Here is a 14,995-nt window from a genome sequence, read left to right as displayed (position 1 = left end):
ACATGCTGATCCCCCGTAGGGTCAAGCACCGCAAGCAGCACCACCCGAAGCGCAACGGTATGGCCAAGGGTGGCACGCAGGTCGCGTTCGGCGAGTACGGCATCCAGGCGCTGACCCCGGCGTATGTGACGAACCGCCAGATCGAGGCCGCTCGTATCGCCATGACCCGCCACATCAAGCGTGGCGGCAAGGTCTGGATCAACATCTACCCGGACCGCCCCCTCACCAAGAAGCCCGCCGAGACCCGCATGGGTTCCGGTAAGGGTTCTCCTGAGTGGTGGATCGCCAACGTCAAGCCCGGACGCGTGATGTTCGAGCTGTCGTACCCCAACGAGAAGATCGCGCGCGAGGCCCTGACCCGTGCGGCTCACAAGCTGCCGATGAAGTGCAAGATCGTCAAGCGCGAGGCAGGTGAAGCGTGATGTCGGCCGGTACCAAGGCGTCCGAGCTGCGCGAGCTGGGCAACGAGGAGCTCCTCAACAAGCTCCGCGAGGCCAAGGAAGAGCTGTTCAACCTCCGCTTCCAGGCGGCGACGGGTCAGCTCGAGAACCACGGTCGGCTCAAGGCCGTCCGCAAGGACATCGCGCGGATCTACACCCTGATGCGTGAGCGCGAGCTGGGCATCGAGACGGTGGAGAGCGCATGAGCGAGAGCAACGTGACTGAAGAGACCAAGACGGACCGCGGTTTCCGCAAGACCCGTGAGGGCCTGGTCGTCAGCGACAAGATGGACAAGACCGTCGTCGTCGCCGTCGAGGACCGCGTCAAGCACGCGCTGTACGGCAAGGTCATCCGCCGTACGAACAAGCTCAAGGCCCACGACGAGCAGAACGCCGCGGGTGTCGGCGACCGCGTCCTCCTCATGGAGACCCGGCCGCTGTCCGCGACCAAGCGCTGGCGCGTCGTCGAGATCCTCGAGAAGGCCAAGTAATCCCTCCTAGGGGGACCCCCTAGGCATCGTTCCGCCAGGCTCGGGGCGGAGTGCCGCCATGCACTCCGCCCCGGGAACCGGCAGACAATCAGGAGATAGACGTGATCCAGCAGGAGTCGCGACTGCGTGTCGCCGACAACACTGGTGCGAAGGAGATCCTTTGCATCCGTGTGCTCGGTGGCTCCGGTCGCCGCTACGCGGGTATCGGTGACGTCATCGTCGCCACCGTCAAGGACGCGATCCCCGGCGGCAACGTGAAGAAGGGTGACGTCATCAAGGCGGTCATCGTTCGCACCGTCAAGGAGCGCCGCCGTCCGGACGGCTCGTACATCCGCTTCGACGAGAACGCCGCCGTCATTCTCAAGAACGACGGCGACCCTCGTGGCACCCGTATCTTCGGCCCGGTCGGCCGGGAGCTGCGCGAGAAGAAGTTCATGAAGATCATCTCGCTCGCGCCGGAGGTGCTGTAAGCATGAAGATCAAGAAGGGCGACCTGGTCCAGGTCATCACCGGTAAGGACAAGGGCAAGCAGGGCAAGGTCATCGCGGCCTTCCCCCGCGAGGACCGTGTCCTGGTCGAGGGTGTCAACCGGGTCAAGAAGCACACCAAGGCCGGTCCGACGGCTCGCGGTTCGCAGGCCGGCGGCATCGTCACCACCGAGGCCCCCATCCACGTCTCCAACGTCCAGCTGGTCGTGGAGAAGGACGGCAACAAGGTCGTGACCCGCGTCGGTTACCGCTTCGACGACGAAGGCAACAAGATCCGCGTTGCCAAGCGGACGGGTGAGGACATCTGATGACGACCACCACCAGCCCGCGCCTGAAGCAGAAGTACCGTGAGGAGATCACGGGCAAGCTGCGTGACGAGTTCAAGTACGAGAACGTCATGCAGATCCCCGGTCTCGTCAAGATCGTGGTCAACATGGGTGTGGGCGACGCCGCCCGCGACTCCAAGCTGATCGAGGGCGCCATCCGCGACCTCACCACGATCACCGGTCAGAAGCCGGCCGTCACCAAGGCCCGCAAGTCCATCGCGCAGTTCAAGCTGCGTGAGGGCCAGCCGATCGGTGCCCACGTCACGCTCCGTGGCGACCGCATGTGGGAGTTCCTGGACCGCACCCTGTCGCTCGCGCTGCCGCGCATCCGCGACTTCCGCGGCCTGTCCCCCAAGCAGTTCGACGGCCGTGGCAACTACACCTTCGGTCTCACGGAGCAGGTCATGTTCCACGAGATCGACCAGGACAAGATCGACCGCACCCGGGGTATGGACATCACCGTGGTGACCACGGCGACCAACGACGCTGAGGGCCGCGCGCTCCTTCGTCACCTCGGCTTCCCCTTCAAGGAGGCGTGAGCGAGATGGCGAAGAAGGCTCTGATCGCTAAGGCTGCTCGCAAGCCCAAGTTCGGTGTGCGTGGCTACACCCGCTGCCAGCGCTGCGGCCGCCCGCACTCCGTGTACCGCAAGTTCGGCCTGTGCCGCGTGTGCCTTCGTGAGATGGCTCACCGTGGCGAGCTGCCGGGCGTGACCAAGAGCTCCTGGTAATCCCCCAAATAGGGGATTTGCAGGGCTCTCGGTAAGCATCTGGGGCGGCAGGACGCCCAGCCCACATGCCTTAGGCTTGTGGGGTTGGGCGTCTGCCGCCGCCCTTACGACTTACTACGCCGTAGGTCCACCGCGCCGCACCCGTCCCGTCTCGGATCGGGGAGAGGGATGGCGCACCAGGAAACCCCGGCGAGAGAGGCCACAGGCCAATTCATGACCATGACTGATCCGATCGCAGACATGCTGACGCGTCTGCGGAACGCGAACTCGGCGTACCACGACTCTGTGACGATGCCGGCGTCCAAGATCAAGTCGCACATCGCGGAGATCCTCCAGCAGGAGGGCTTCATCACGGGCTGGAAGGTCGAGGACGCCGAGGTCGGCAAGAACCTCGTCCTGGAGCTGAAGTTCGGCCCCAACCGTGAGCGCTCCATCGCGGGCATCAAGCGGATCTCCAAGCCCGGTCTCCGGGTGTACGCGAAGTCCACCAACCTGCCGAAGGTCCTCGGCGGCCTGGGCGTGGCCATCATCTCCACGTCCCACGGTCTCCTGACCGACAAGCAGGCGCAGAAGAAGGGCGTGGGTGGGGAAGTCCTCGCCTACGTCTGGTAATTCGGGAACGGAGGAGAGACAGCAATGTCGCGTATCGGCAAGCTCCCCATCCCGGTTCCCGCCGGCGTGGACGTCACCATCGACGGCCGTACGGTCGCGGTCAAGGGCCCCAAGGGCGAACTGACCCACACCGTCATCGCGCCGATCGACATCGCGAAGGCCGAGGACGGCACCCTTCAGGTGCTCCGGCCCAACGACGAGCGGCAGAGCAAGGCCCTGCACGGCCTGTCCCGCACGCTGGTGGCGAACATGATCACCGGTGTGACCCAGGGATACGTCAAGAAGCTCGAAATCAGCGGTGTCGGTTACCGTGTCGTGGCCAAGGGCTCCAACCTGGAGTTCTCCCTGGGCTACAGCCACCCGATCCTGGTCGAGGCCCCCGAGGGCATCACCTTCAAGGTCGAGTCCCCGACCCGTTTCTCGGTCGAGGGCATCGACAAGCAGAAGGTCGGCGAGGTTGCGGCCAACATCCGCAAGCTGCGCAAGCCCGACCCGTACAAGGCCAAGGGCGTCAAGTACGAGGGCGAAGTCATCCGCCGCAAGGTCGGAAAGGCGGGTAAGTAAGCCATGGCATACGGGCAGAAGATCCTTAAGGGCGACGCCTACAAGCGCGCCGCGATCAAGCGCCGCCACATCCGGATCCGTAAGCACATCAACGGTACGGCGGAGCGTCCGCGTCTGGTCGTCACCCGCTCGAACCGCCACATCGTTGCCCAGGTGATCGACGACATCAAGGGTCACACCCTTGCGTCGGCGTCCACCCTGGACAGCTCGATCCGCGGTGGCGAGGGCGACAAGTCCTCGCAGGCCAAGCAGGTCGGCGCCCTGGTCGCCGAGCGCGCCAAGGCCGCCGGTGTCGAGGCCGTCGTGTTCGACCGTGGTGGTAACCAGTACGCGGGGCGCATCGCCGCCCTGGCGGACGCCGCCCGCGAGGCCGGACTCAAGTTCTGAGTCCTGGTTCCGTAGCTAGCGGAGACAGAGAGAGGTAATTCCAATGGCTGGACCCCAGCGCCGCGGTGGCGGTGCCGGTGGCGGCGAGCGGCGGGACCGGAAGGGCCGTGACGGCGGCGCAGCTGCCGCCGAGAAGACCGCGTACGTTGAGCGCGTCGTCGCGATCAACCGCGTCGCCAAGGTTGTGAAGGGTGGTCGTCGCTTCAGCTTCACCGCGCTGGTCGTGGTGGGCGACGGTGACGGCACCGTGGGTGTCGGATACGGCAAGGCCAAGGAGGTGCCGGCCGCCATCGCCAAGGGCGTTGAGGAGGCCAAGAAGCACTTCTTCAAGGTCCCCCGCATCCAGGGCACCATCCCGCACCCCATCCAGGGTGAGAAGGCTGCCGGCGTCGTGCTGCTCAAGCCCGCGTCGCCCGGTACCGGTGTTATCGCCGGTGGTCCGGTGCGTGCCGTGCTCGAGTGCGCCGGTATCCACGACGTGCTGTCGAAGTCGCTCGGCTCCGACAACGCGATCAACATCGTGCACGCGACCGTGGAGGCCCTGAAGGGTCTGCAGCGTCCCGAGGAGATCGCGGCCCGCCGTGGTCTGCCCCTCGAGGACGTCGCCCCCGCGGCTCTCCTGCGTGCGCGTGCCGGGGCGGGTGCGTAATCATGGCGCAGCTCAAGATTACGCAGGTCAAGTCCTACATCGGCAGCAAGCAGAACCACCGCGACACCCTGCGTTCCCTTGGTCTCAAGGGCATCAACACGCAGGTCGTCAAGGAGGACCGCCCCGAGTTCCGCGGCATGGTGCACACCGTCCGCCACCTCGTGACGGTCGAGGAGGTCGACTGATCATGGCGGAGAACAACCCGCTCAAGATCCACAACCTCCGTCCCGCCCCGGGCGCCAAGACCGCGAAGACCCGTGTCGGTCGTGGTGAGGCGTCGAAGGGTAAGACGGCCGGTCGTGGTACCAAGGGCACGAAGGCCCGTTACCAGGTTCCGGAGCGCTTCGAGGGTGGGCAGATGCCCCTCCACATGCGCCTCCCGAAGCTGAAGGGCTTCAAGAACCCGTTCAAGACCGAGTTCCAGGTCGTGAACCTCGACAAGCTGGCCGCGCTCTACCCCGAGGGTGGCGAGGTCACCGTCGAGGGTCTGGTGGCCAAGGGTGCCGTTCGCAAGAACAGCCTCGTCAAGGTGCTCGGCCAGGGCGAGATCTCCGTGGCGCTGCAGGTGACGGTCGACGCCGTCTCCGGCTCCGCCAAGGAGAAGATCACCGCCGCCGGCGGTACCGTCACCGAGCTCGTCTGAACTTCACAGGCGTCTCGATGACCTGAGCGATCCCGACCGGGGATACCCCACATATGGGGTATCCCCGGTTGGTCGTTCCTAGGGCGGCAGTCCCGCCGGTAAGGTGGCCTGCACTGCCCTCTTTTCACGGGGTGCTTCACTTCGGGCACTCTGAGCGGCAGTTGACCGTTACCTATTCGTCGAACCTCAAGACCGTCACCCTTGACGCAGTTGCGCGGGGGTCGCAGGAGGCACCGTGCTCACCGCGTTCGCCCGGGCGTTCAAGACGCCCGACCTGCGCAAGAAGCTGCTCTTCACGCTCGGCATCATCGTGGTCTACCGGGTCGGTACACACATCCCGATTCCAGGCGTCGACTACCGGAACGTCCAGACCTGTATCGACAACGCCCAGACCAACCAGGGCCTCTTCGGCCTGGTCAACATGTTCAGTGGCGGCGCGCTGCTGCAGATCACGATCTTCGCGCTGGGCATCATGCCGTACATCACGGCGAGCATCATTCTGCAGCTGCTGACCGTGGTGATCCCGCGTCTGGAAGCCCTGAAGAAGGAGGGCCAGGCCGGTACGGCGAAGATCACGCAGTACACCCGTTATCTGACGATCGCCCTCGCCATCCTCCAGGGCACCGGCCTCGTCGCCACCGCCCGGAGCGGCGCCCTGTTCTCGGGCTGCCCGGTGGCCAGCCAGATCGTCCCGGACCAGTCGATCTTCGTCACCATCACCATGGTCATCACGATGACCGCCGGTACGGCGGCCGTGATGTGGCTCGGTGAGCTCATCACCGACCGCGGCATCGGCAACGGCATGTCGATCCTGATGTTCATCTCGATCGCCGCCACCTTCCCGTCCGCCCTGTGGGCCATCAAGGAGCAGGGCTCCCTGGCCGACGGCTGGATCGAGTTCGGCACCGTCATCCTCGTCGGCCTGGTCATGGTCGGCCTGGTCGTCTTCGTCGAGCAGGCCCAGCGCCGCATCCCGGTGCAGTACGCCAAGCGCATGATCGGCCGCCGCTCCTACGGCGGTACGTCCACGTACATCCCGTTGAAGGTGAACCAGGCGGGTGTGATCCCCGTCATCTTCGCCTCGTCGCTGCTCTACATCCCGGCGCTGATCGCTCAGTTCGCCGGAGGCACCTCGGGCTGGAAGACCTGGATCGAGCAACACTTCGTCAAGGGAGACCACCCGTATTACATCGCTACGTACTTCCTGCTGATCGTTTTCTTCGCGTTCTTCTACGTGGCGATCTCCTTCAACCCCGAGGAAGTCGCCGACAACATGAAGAAGTATGGTGGCTTCATCCCGGGCATCCGGGCTGGCCGACCGACCGCTGAGTACCTGAGCTACGTACTCAACCGGATCACCTGGCCGGGTTCGCTGTATCTGGGTCTGATCGCTCTCGTACCGACGATGGCGTTGGTTGGTTTCGGGGCAAACCAGAACTTCCCGTTCGGTGGGACCAGCATCCTGATCATCGTGGGTGTCGGTCTCGAGACGGTGAAGCAGATCGAGAGCCAGCTCCAGCAGCGCAATTACGAAGGGTTCCTCCGCTGATGCGTATCGTCCTCGTCGGGCCGCCGGGCGCCGGTAAGGGAACGCAGGCCGCGTTCCTGGCCAAGAACCTGTCGATCCCGCACATCTCCACGGGCGACCTGTTCCGGGCCAACATCAGCCGGCAGACGGAACTCGGCAAACTGGCGAAGTCCTACATGGACGCGGGCAACCTGGTGCCCGACGAGGTCACCATCGCGATGGCGAAGGACCGGATGGAGCAGCCGGACGCCGAGAACGGTTTCCTGCTGGACGGCTTCCCCCGCAACGTGTCGCAGGCCGAGGCACTCGACGAGCTGCTCGAGACCGAGAACATGCAGCTCGACGCGGTGCTGGACCTGGAGGTCCCGGAGGACGAGGTCGTCAAGCGGATCGCCGGCCGGCGCATCTGCCGCGCCGACTCCTCGCACGTCTTCCATGTGACGTACAAGCAGTCGGCCAAGGAAGGCGTCTGCGACGTCTGCGGAGGCGAGCTGTACCAGCGGGACGACGACTCCGAGGAGACGGTCCGGACGCGGCTGGAGGTCTACCACACCCAGACCGAGCCGATCATCGACTACTACAAGGCCCAGGGCCTGGTGGTCACGATCTCGGCGCTCGGCAAGGTGGAGGACGTCACGACGCGCGCCATGGAGGCGCTGAAGCGTGGCGAGGACGACAAGTAGTCGTCCGTACGCAGCTACGGCCGCGGTTCCCCTCGGGGGCCGCGGCTGCTGTGTGGACGGGGTCGGGCGCGCGGCCCCGTATCGTTGAAGGCGTTCGCAGTCGCCGAAGGTCCAGAAAGGCCGTAGCCCCCATGGTGCAGATCAAGACCCCCGAGCAGATCGCCAAGATGCGTGAGGCGGGGCTGGTCGTCGCCGCCATTCACGCGGCGACCCGTGAGGCCGCCGTGCCCGGGGCCACGACGAAGGATCTGGACCAGGTCGCCCGCAAGGTCCTCGCCGAGCACAACGCCAAGCCGAACTTCCTCGGCTACGGCGGCTTCCCGGCGACGATCTGCACGTCCGTGAACGAGGTCGTCGTCCACGGCATCCCCTCCGACGACGTCGTCCTGAAGGACGGGGACGTCATCTCCATCGACTGCGGTGCGATCATCGACGGCTGGCACGGCGACGCCGCCTTCACGGCCTTCGTCGGCTCCGGTCACGCTCCGGAGCTCGTCGAGCTGTCCCGGGTGACCGAGGAGTCGATGTGGGCCGGCATCGCCGCCATGAAGCAGGGCAACCGCCTGGTCGACGTCTCCCGGGCCATCGAGACCTACATCCGCCGCCAGCCCAAGCCCGGCGGCGGCAAGTACGGGATCATCGAGGACTACGGCGGCCACGGCATCGGCACCGAGATGCACATGGACCCGCACCTGCTGAACTACGTCGACCGGCGGCGCGGCAAGGGCCCGAAGCTGGTGCCCGGGTTCTGCCTCGCGATCGAGCCGATGGTGTCTCTCGGCACGCCGAAGACGGAGGTCCTCCAGGACGACTGGACCGTCATCACGACGGACGGCACCTGGTCGTCGCACTGGGAGCACTCGGTCGCGCTGACCGAGGAGGGCCCGCTGGTGCTGACGTCTCCCGACGGGGGTAAGGCGAAGCTCGCCGAGCTGGGGATCGTCGCCGCGCCGGATCCGCTGGGCTGATCGCGGACGCCCTCCGGGGTGGGCGGTCCAGTCGTCCGGCGGCCGCGGGTTCGTTGTGGGTGTTCGCGCAGTTCCCCGCGCCCCTTCTGAGGGCGCTTAAAGCCCTGCCCGCTGGGGCAGACTCTCTCGATTCGTGTTTCCGGGGGCCCTGTCGTAGACTGACTCGTCGGCTCTTGTGTTCCCGCATGTCTGCATGCGCTCGCACAGGGTCGATCAAGGTAGTCGATTCGAAGGGCGAAGCGTGGCCAAGAAGCAAGGTGCCATCGAGATCGAGGGCACTGTCGTCGAGTCTCTTCCGAACGCCATGTTCAAGGTCGAGCTCCAGAACGGCCACCAGGTCCTGGCACACATCAGCGGCAAGATGCGCATGCACTACATCCGCATCCTCCCTGACGACCGGGTCGTGGTGGAGCTGTCTCCGTACGACCTGACGCGTGGCCGGATCGTCTACCGCTACAAGTAGATCTTGCCTGTGCCCCGCCGCCGCGTGCGGCGGAGCTGCCGGCACTGACCCGGAGAACCTCAACATGAAGGTCAAGCCGAGCGTCAAGAAGATCTGCGACAAGTGCAGGGTGATCCGCCGTCACGGCCGGGTCATGGTCATCTGCGACAACCCGCGCCACAAGCAGCGCCAGGGCTGACGCACGACCGATCCCTCTGCATCCATCGCAGAGTTTCGCGCGACGCAAGCTGAATTTGTTCATACGCAGGACCCAGGCGGACCCGTTCGTCTGACACCCCCGGTTCGGAGGCTGGGGACCCAGTTCGTACCTGGTACGGCGGCTGGGAGTCGGTTCTGCGGAAGACCTCCGACAAGCAACTGGAGCCATTGAATGGCACGCGTTTCCGGTGTTGACATCCCGCGCGAAAAGCGCGTGGAGATCGCCCTCACCTACGTGTTCGGCATCGGCCGGACCCTCTCCCAGCAGACGCTGGCCGCCACCGGCGTGGACCCGAACACCCGTGTTCGGGACCTCTCCGAGGAGCAGCTGGTCGCGATCCGCGAGTACGTCGACAACAACATCAAGACCGAGGGTGACCTCCGTCGCGAGATCCAGGCCGACATCCGCCGCAAGGTCGAGATCGGTACCTACCAGGGTCTGCGTCACCGTCGTGGTCTGCCCGTCCGCGGTCAGCGCACCAGCACCAACGCTCGTACCCGCAAGGGACCGCGTCGCGCCATCGCCGGCAAGAAGAAGCCGGGCAAGAAGTAGTCCACAGCGGACGCCTGTCCACGGTCTTCGCTGTAGGACCGACCACCTCCCGTAGGAGTTATAGATGCCCCCCAAGGGTCGTCAGGGCGCTGCCAAGAAGGTGCGCCGCAAGGAAAAGAAGAACGTCGCTCACGGCCACGCGCACATCAAGAGCACGTTCAACAACACGATCGTCTCGATCACGGACCCGTCCGGCAACGTGATCTCCTGGGCCTCCGCCGGCCACGTCGGCTTCAAGGGCTCCCGGAAGTCCACGCCGTTCGCCGCGCAGATGGCCGCCGAGTCGGCTGCCCGCCGCGCCCAGGAGCACGGCATGCGCAAGGTCGACGTCTTCGTCAAGGGCCCGGGCTCCGGTCGTGAGACCGCGATCCGCTCCCTGCAGGCGACCGGCCTCGAGGTCGGCTCGATCCAGGACGTCACGCCGACCCCGCACAACGGCTGCCGTCCGCCCAAGCGCCGCCGCGTCTGACCCCTCGGGTCGGACGGGCTGCTTGGTTCGAGGATTTCGGGCGGTATGGCTCTTCGGGGCCATATCGCCCGTACCCTTGTAACCGCACCACATATCGGGCTACCGCCCGTGGCAAGGGCATCAAATAGTGGGTGCCCATGACTGAAGGATTCACTTCATGCTGATCGCTCAGCGTCCCTCGTTGACCGAAGAGGTCGTCGACGAGTTCCGCTCCCGGTTCGTGATCGAGCCGCTGGAGCCGGGCTTCGGCTACACCCTCGGCAACTCCCTGCGCCGGACCCTCCTCTCCTCGATCCCGGGTGCGGCGGTCACGTCCATCCGCATCGACGGCGTGCTGCACGAGTTCACCACCGTGCCGGGCGTCAAGGAGGACGTCACCGACCTGATCCTCAACATCAAGCAGCTGGTCGTCTCCTCGGAGCACGACGAGCCGGTCGTGATGTACCTGCGCAAGCAGGGTCCGGGTCTGGTCACCGCCGCCGACATCGCGCCCCCGGCCGGTGTCGAGGTGCACAACCCCGACCTGGTCCTCGCCACGCTCAACGGCAAGGGCAAGCTGGAGATGGAGCTGACGGTCGAGCGTGGCCGCGGTTACGTCTCTGCCGTGCAGAACAAGCAGGTCGGCCAGGAGATCGGCCGGATCCCGGTCGACTCGATCTACTCGCCGGTGCTGAAGGTCACGTACAAGGTCGAGGCCACGCGTGTCGAGCAGCGCACCGACTTCGACAAGCTGATCGTCGACGTCGAGACCAAGCAGGCCATGCGCCCGCGTGACGCCATGGCGTCCGCCGGTAAGACCCTGGTCGAGCTGTTCGGTCTGGCCCGCGAGCTCAACATCGACGCCGAGGGCATCGACATGGGCCCGTCCCCCACGGACGCCGCCCTCGCCGCCGACCTCGCGCTGCCGATCGAGGAGCTGGAGCTCACGGTCCGCTCCTACAACTGCCTCAAGCGTGAGGGCATCCACTCCGTGGGTGAGCTCGTGGCCCGCTCCGAGGCGGACCTGCTCGACATCCGCAACTTCGGTGCGAAGTCGATCGACGAGGTCAAGGCGAAGCTGGCCGGCATGGGCCTGGCCCTGAAGGACAGCCCGCCCGGATTCGACCCGACCGCCGCCGCGGACGCCTTCGGCGCGGACGACGACGCCGACGCCGGCTTCGTGGAGACCGAGCAGTACTGAGAGCTCGGGCCTTCCCGTCCGTACTCGGGTGCGGGTGCGCTGCGCTTGATCGCGCAGTTCCCCGCGCCCCTTCCGGACGACAGCCCCTCCAGGGCTCGTCGTCCGGATCTCTGACAGGCGACCGCCTGCTCAGATACTGACCCCGGTACCTGATACGGCCGGGGCAGACACCTAGGAGAAACACCATGCCGAAGCCCACCAAGGGTGCCCGTATGGGCGGCAGCGCCGCGCACGAGAAGCTGCTCCTCGCGAACCTCGCGAAGTCGCTCTTCGAGCACGGCCGCATCACCACCACCGAGGCGAAGGCGCGCAAGCTGCGTCCGTACGCCGAGCGTCTGGTCACCAAGGCGAAGAAGGGCGACCTTCACAACCGCCGTCAGGTGCTCCAGGTCATCACGGACAAGAGCATCGTGCACACGCTCTTCACCGAGATCGGCCCGCGCTACGAGAACCGTCCGGGTGGCTACACCCGCATCACCAAGATCGGTAACCGCCGTGGCGACAACGCGCCCATGGCTGTCATCGAGCTGGTCGAGGCGCTGACGGTGGCGCAGGAGGCGACGGGCGAGGCCGAGGCCGCGACGAAGCGTGCGGTCAAGGAAGACGCCCTCAAGAAGGACGAGGCCCCCGAGGCCAAGTCCGACGAGGCCGCCGAGGAGTCGAAGGACGCGTAAGCGTTCTGCCGGGGACTGTGCGTCGGCGGCTGCGGCTTCGTCGTGGTCGTTCGCGCAGTTCCCCGCGCCCCTTCAGGGCGTTGGCGGGCCCGTTCCCTTTGCGGGGGGCGGGCCCGCCTTTGTGTTGGTGAGAGGATCCTGGGGTGAGTGACGAAGTAGCGGACGGCTGCGTCCGGGTCCGGCTCGATCTGTCGTACGACGGGAGCGAGTTCTCCGGATGGGCCAAGCAGGCCGGCGGACGGCGGACCGTGCAGGGGGAGATCGAGGACGCCCTGCGGACCGTGACGCGGTCACGGGAGACGTACGAGCTGACCGTCGCGGGGCGTACCGACGCCGGCGTGCATGCGCGCGGGCAGGTCGCTCATGTCGATCTGCCGCGTGAGGTGTGGGCCGAGCACCACCAGAAGCTGCTCAAGCGGCTCGCCGGCCGGCTGCCCCGGGACGTGCGGGTCTGGGCCCTCAGGGAGGCGCCCAGTGGCTTCAACGCCCGGTTCTCGGCGGTGTGGAGGCGGTACGCGTACCGGGTCACCGACAACCCCGGGGGCGTCGACCCGCTGCTGCGCAGCCATGTGCTGTGGCACGACTGGCCCCTCGACGTGGACGCCATGAACGAGGCCGCCGGGGGGCTGCTGGGGGAGCACGACTTCGCCGCCTACTGCAAGAAGCGGGAGGGTGCCACCACCATCCGCACGCTCCAGGAGCTGAGCCTGGTGCGGGGTGACGACGGGATCATCACCGCCACCGTGCGGGCCGACGCCTTCTGCCACAACATGGTGCGCTCGCTGATCGGGGCGCTGCTGTTCGTGGGCGACGGGCACCGGCCGGCCGACTGGCCGGGGAAGGTGCTGGCGGCCGGCGTGCGGGACTCGGCCGTGCACGTCGTACGGCCGCACGGGCTGACGCTGGAGGAGGTCGGCTACCCGGCCGACGAACTGCTGGCCGCGCGCAGCAAGGAGGCGCGGAACAAGAGGTCGTTGCCGTCGGCGGGCTGCTGCTGACGTCCGGCTATTCGTCGGCCGCGGCCGAGGCCTGGACCTCGCCGCGGCGGCGGATCTGGTTGAACGTGAACTGGGCCAGGTCGTCGCCGGTCTTGTAGACCGGGGTGTCCTTGGGCGTCACGTCCTTGCCGTTGGTGAAGCCGGCGTTGGTGAAATAGGCGTAACGCCCGTAGGAGTTGCTGGTCGTGCGGCAGAACCCGGACTCGCAGAAGGGCTTCACGCCGCCGCCGGAGAGCGACTTCACGAAGCTCTGCTTGGTGGTCTGGCCCTTGGCCTTGACGGCCTGTGCCTCGGTGTCGAAGACGGCCACGCCCACCGTCACCGCGATGTCGTCCTTGACGTAGGTCACGCGTATCAGGCGGGTGCAGTCGTTCGCGGTGAGGATCTTGGGGAGGGTGCCTCCGGCCGCCGAGGCGCAGTTCCTCGTGTCCGCCGTGGGGCCCTTCTTGTAGACCGTCTCGCCCATGGTGAGCTGGGTGCCCGGGAAGAGGACGGCCGGGCTGAGCGGGGCCTTGTCCTTCTTCGCGCTGGCGATGAAGTCCTTGGGGTCCAGCGGGGGAGGGGCGCTGGTCGGGGCGAACGACGGGGCCGAGGCGGACTGGCTCGGGATGTCGGTCGACGGCAGCGAGGTCGGGTTGCCCTGGTTGTCGCCGCCCGCCGAGACGACGGCCACCGCGACGGCGGTGCCGATCGCGACGGTGGCGAACGCGCCGCCGCCGATCAGCAGCAGCCGGCGTCGCTTGTTGCGGGCCTCGGAGGCCTCGGCGAGCGCGGCCCAGTCCGGAGACTGGCCGCCCCCGCTGTTCCAGGGCTGCTGCGACTGCGGTTTCCAGGGATCCCACTGGGACTGAGGTCCCCCCTGCTGCCCAAAGCTCATGGGCCGCATCTTAGACGGGACAAGGGGTGTGCTGGTCCGCCCGGATCGGCTCTCCAGCCCCTAGCGTTCCTCCCATGCGCACGGGCAAAGGCGACATCTCCGGGTGGTTGGGGCGACTGCTGCCGACCGCGGTGCTGCTGGTGTGTCTGCTGTCGTGGCCGGGCCTCGCGGCCGGGGTGTGGCCGTCGGTCGTGGCGGGGGTGCTGGGGGCGTACCGTCGTCCGCGCCGTGGTGGATCCGTGGTGCGGTGGGGCGCCGCGGTCGCCTTCGACGTCGCTGTCTCGTCGGTGGTTCCGTATGTACGGCCGCTGCGGCGGCGGACGCTGCGGAGGGCCGTCACGTTCTGTGCCGTGCTGTGCGTTTCCGTGACCGAGCGGCTTCGGTGATACCGCGTTTTGACCCTTGTGGTGTACCCCGGTATTCTGCTTGTTCGTTGTGTATTGGCTTGCTCATTCTCACGGGACGGGCCCTTACACCGGTCCACCGGGCCGATGACCAGCGACCCCACGTACGCGGTATGCGTCGCCGCAGTGCGGTCCAGGCTGTCGTGATCGTTTCGGTGACCAGTTATGGACCATTCACTCGAAGCGAAGGCTACGAACCGTGCGTACGTACAGCCCCAAGCCCGGCGATGTGACGCGCCAGTGGCACGTCATCGACGCTCAGGACGTTGTCCTGGGCCGTCTCGCCACCACTGCCGCGACGCTCCTCCGGGGCAAGCACAAGCCGATCTACGCGCCGCACGTCGACGCTGGTGACTTCGTCATCATCATCAACGCCGACAAGGTGCACCTGTCCGGCAACAAGCGGACCCAGAAGATGGCGTACCGCCACTCCGGCTACCCGGGTGGTCTGCGCTCCGTCCGCTACGACGAGCTGCTGGACAAGAACCCCGAGAAGGCCATCGAGAAGGCCGTCAAGGGCATGCTCCCCAAGAACACGCTGGGCCGTCAGATGCTCTCGAAGCTGAAGGTCTACAAGGGTGACCAGCACCCGCACGGCGCGCAGCAGCCGCAGCCGTACGAGATCACCCAGGTCGCGCAGTAAGTCCGGCCACCCCCTAAGCCTGAAGAGA

Annotated in this window: 26 protein-coding genes; 25 read left to right on the top strand and 1 reads right to left on the bottom strand. The window is 66.5% G+C overall.

Features of this window, described 5'->3' with window-relative positions:
• Positions 1-2 precede the first annotated feature (2 nt).
• From rplP to truA, 23 genes are all read left to right on the top strand, one after another.
• Positions 3-422, top strand: a complete 420-nt coding sequence (rplP, locus tag ACIRDU_RS17305) for a 50S ribosomal protein L16 (protein WP_062928590.1) — start codon at positions 3-5, stop codon at positions 420-422.
• Positions 422-646 (top strand): 50S ribosomal protein L29, encoded by a 225-nt coding sequence (rpmC, locus tag ACIRDU_RS17300; protein WP_010036720.1) that lies wholly within the window; start codon positions 422-424, stop codon positions 644-646. Before rplP ends, rpmC begins: the two co-directional genes overlap by 1 nt.
• The gene (gene rpsQ / locus ACIRDU_RS17295) at positions 643-930 is read left to right on the top strand and encodes a 30S ribosomal protein S17 (RefSeq protein ID WP_010036717.1); all 288 of its coding nucleotides are present in this window, start codon (positions 643-645) and stop codon (positions 928-930) included. The genes rpmC and rpsQ overlap by 4 nt, the downstream gene beginning before the upstream one ends.
• Before the next feature lie 101 nt (positions 931-1,031).
• The gene (gene rplN, locus ACIRDU_RS17290; protein ID WP_003992364.1) at positions 1,032-1,400 is read left to right on the top strand and encodes a 50S ribosomal protein L14; all 369 of its coding nucleotides are present in this window, start codon (positions 1,032-1,034) and stop codon (positions 1,398-1,400) included.
• Positions 1,401-1,402: 2 nt separating this feature from the next.
• The gene (gene rplX / locus ACIRDU_RS17285; RefSeq protein WP_003992365.1) at positions 1,403-1,726 is read left to right on the top strand and encodes a 50S ribosomal protein L24; all 324 of its coding nucleotides are present in this window, start codon (positions 1,403-1,405) and stop codon (positions 1,724-1,726) included.
• A complete protein-coding gene (gene rplE / locus ACIRDU_RS17280) occupies positions 1,726-2,283 on the top strand; it encodes a 50S ribosomal protein L5 (RefSeq protein ID WP_030839657.1) in 558 nt (185 codons plus the stop codon). Before rplX ends, rplE begins: the two co-directional genes overlap by 1 nt.
• Before the next feature lie 5 nt (positions 2,284-2,288).
• Entirely contained in the window at positions 2,289-2,474 is a 186-nt protein-coding gene (locus ACIRDU_RS17275) for a type Z 30S ribosomal protein S14 (RefSeq protein WP_003948630.1), read from the top strand.
• Positions 2,475-2,687: 213 nt separating this feature from the next.
• Positions 2,688-3,086: a 30S ribosomal protein S8 gene (gene rpsH, locus ACIRDU_RS17270; RefSeq protein ID WP_030839654.1), complete on the top strand. Its 399-nt coding sequence runs from the start codon at positions 2,688-2,690 to the stop codon at positions 3,084-3,086.
• A gap of 24 nt (positions 3,087-3,110) precedes the next feature.
• Positions 3,111-3,650, top strand: a complete 540-nt coding sequence (rplF, locus tag ACIRDU_RS17265; RefSeq protein ID WP_003992368.1) for a 50S ribosomal protein L6 — start codon at positions 3,111-3,113, stop codon at positions 3,648-3,650.
• 3 nt (positions 3,651-3,653) lie between these two features.
• On the top strand, positions 3,654-4,037 hold the full coding sequence (rplR, locus tag ACIRDU_RS17260; protein ID WP_403580011.1) for a 50S ribosomal protein L18: 384 nt from the start codon (positions 3,654-3,656) through the stop codon (positions 4,035-4,037).
• 43 nt (positions 4,038-4,080) lie between these two features.
• Positions 4,081-4,686: a 30S ribosomal protein S5 gene (rpsE, locus tag ACIRDU_RS17255; RefSeq protein ID WP_009190144.1), complete on the top strand. Its 606-nt coding sequence runs from the start codon at positions 4,081-4,083 to the stop codon at positions 4,684-4,686.
• 2 nt (positions 4,687-4,688) lie between these two features.
• Positions 4,689-4,871 (top strand): 50S ribosomal protein L30, encoded by a 183-nt coding sequence (gene rpmD, locus ACIRDU_RS17250; protein ID WP_003974250.1) that lies wholly within the window; start codon positions 4,689-4,691, stop codon positions 4,869-4,871.
• Positions 4,872-4,873: 2 nt separating this feature from the next.
• Positions 4,874-5,329 carry a 50S ribosomal protein L15 gene (rplO, locus tag ACIRDU_RS17245; protein WP_003974249.1) on the top strand — a complete coding sequence of 152 codons (456 nt, stop codon included), beginning with the start codon at positions 4,874-4,876 and terminating at the stop codon, positions 5,327-5,329.
• 235 nt (positions 5,330-5,564) lie between these two features.
• Entirely contained in the window at positions 5,565-6,878 is a 1,314-nt protein-coding gene (secY, locus tag ACIRDU_RS17240) for a preprotein translocase subunit SecY (RefSeq protein WP_403580008.1), read from the top strand.
• Positions 6,878-7,540, top strand: a complete 663-nt coding sequence (locus ACIRDU_RS17235; RefSeq protein ID WP_403580005.1) for an adenylate kinase — start codon at positions 6,878-6,880, stop codon at positions 7,538-7,540. Before secY ends, ACIRDU_RS17235 begins: the two co-directional genes overlap by 1 nt.
• 131 nt (positions 7,541-7,671) lie before the next feature.
• Positions 7,672-8,508, top strand: coding sequence for a type I methionyl aminopeptidase (gene map / locus ACIRDU_RS17230; RefSeq protein WP_403580002.1), 837 nt, complete (start codon positions 7,672-7,674; stop codon positions 8,506-8,508).
• A gap of 241 nt (positions 8,509-8,749) precedes the next feature.
• Complete coding sequence (gene infA, locus ACIRDU_RS17225) at positions 8,750-8,971, top strand: translation initiation factor IF-1 (RefSeq protein ID WP_003948620.1); 222 nt, start codon at positions 8,750-8,752, stop codon at positions 8,969-8,971.
• Between the two features lie 64 nt (positions 8,972-9,035).
• Entirely contained in the window at positions 9,036-9,149 is a 114-nt protein-coding gene (gene rpmJ / locus ACIRDU_RS17220; protein WP_003974245.1) for a 50S ribosomal protein L36, read from the top strand.
• Between the two features lie 192 nt (positions 9,150-9,341).
• Positions 9,342-9,722 (top strand): 30S ribosomal protein S13, encoded by a 381-nt coding sequence (rpsM, locus tag ACIRDU_RS17215; RefSeq protein WP_004984507.1) that lies wholly within the window; start codon positions 9,342-9,344, stop codon positions 9,720-9,722.
• A 64-nt stretch (positions 9,723-9,786) separates the two neighbouring features.
• Entirely contained in the window at positions 9,787-10,191 is a 405-nt protein-coding gene (gene rpsK, locus ACIRDU_RS17210; RefSeq protein ID WP_003956432.1) for a 30S ribosomal protein S11, read from the top strand.
• A gap of 157 nt (positions 10,192-10,348) precedes the next feature.
• On the top strand, positions 10,349-11,371 hold the full coding sequence (locus tag ACIRDU_RS17205) for a DNA-directed RNA polymerase subunit alpha (protein WP_003966937.1): 1,023 nt from the start codon (positions 10,349-10,351) through the stop codon (positions 11,369-11,371).
• 185 nt (positions 11,372-11,556) lie between these two features.
• Positions 11,557-12,045 carry a 50S ribosomal protein L17 gene (gene rplQ / locus ACIRDU_RS17200; protein WP_403579999.1) on the top strand — a complete coding sequence of 163 codons (489 nt, stop codon included), beginning with the start codon at positions 11,557-11,559 and terminating at the stop codon, positions 12,043-12,045.
• Positions 12,046-12,188: 143 nt separating this feature from the next.
• Positions 12,189-13,043: a tRNA pseudouridine(38-40) synthase TruA gene (truA, locus tag ACIRDU_RS17195; RefSeq protein WP_403579995.1), complete on the top strand. Its 855-nt coding sequence runs from the start codon at positions 12,189-12,191 to the stop codon at positions 13,041-13,043.
• Positions 13,044-13,050: 7 nt separating this feature from the next.
• Here truA and ACIRDU_RS17190 read toward each other — a convergent pair whose 3' ends face one another.
• Positions 13,051-13,920, bottom strand: coding sequence for a hypothetical protein (locus tag ACIRDU_RS17190; protein ID WP_403579992.1), 870 nt, complete (start codon positions 13,918-13,920; stop codon positions 13,051-13,053).
• 74 nt (positions 13,921-13,994) lie between these two features.
• Between ACIRDU_RS17190 and ACIRDU_RS17185 the strand changes: the two genes are divergently transcribed.
• Positions 13,995-14,306 (top strand): hypothetical protein, encoded by a 312-nt coding sequence (locus tag ACIRDU_RS17185; RefSeq protein ID WP_403579989.1) that lies wholly within the window; start codon positions 13,995-13,997, stop codon positions 14,304-14,306.
• Positions 14,307-14,523: 217 nt separating this feature from the next.
• On the top strand, positions 14,524-14,967 hold the full coding sequence (rplM, locus tag ACIRDU_RS17180) for a 50S ribosomal protein L13 (RefSeq protein WP_010036634.1): 444 nt from the start codon (positions 14,524-14,526) through the stop codon (positions 14,965-14,967).
• Positions 14,968-14,995 lie beyond the last annotated feature (28 nt).

Source organism: Streptomyces sp. NPDC093598, assembly GCF_044764825.1.
Lineage (GTDB): Bacteria > Actinomycetota > Actinomycetes > Streptomycetales > Streptomycetaceae > Streptomyces.
This window is presented reverse-complemented; position numbering and strand designations above follow the sequence as displayed.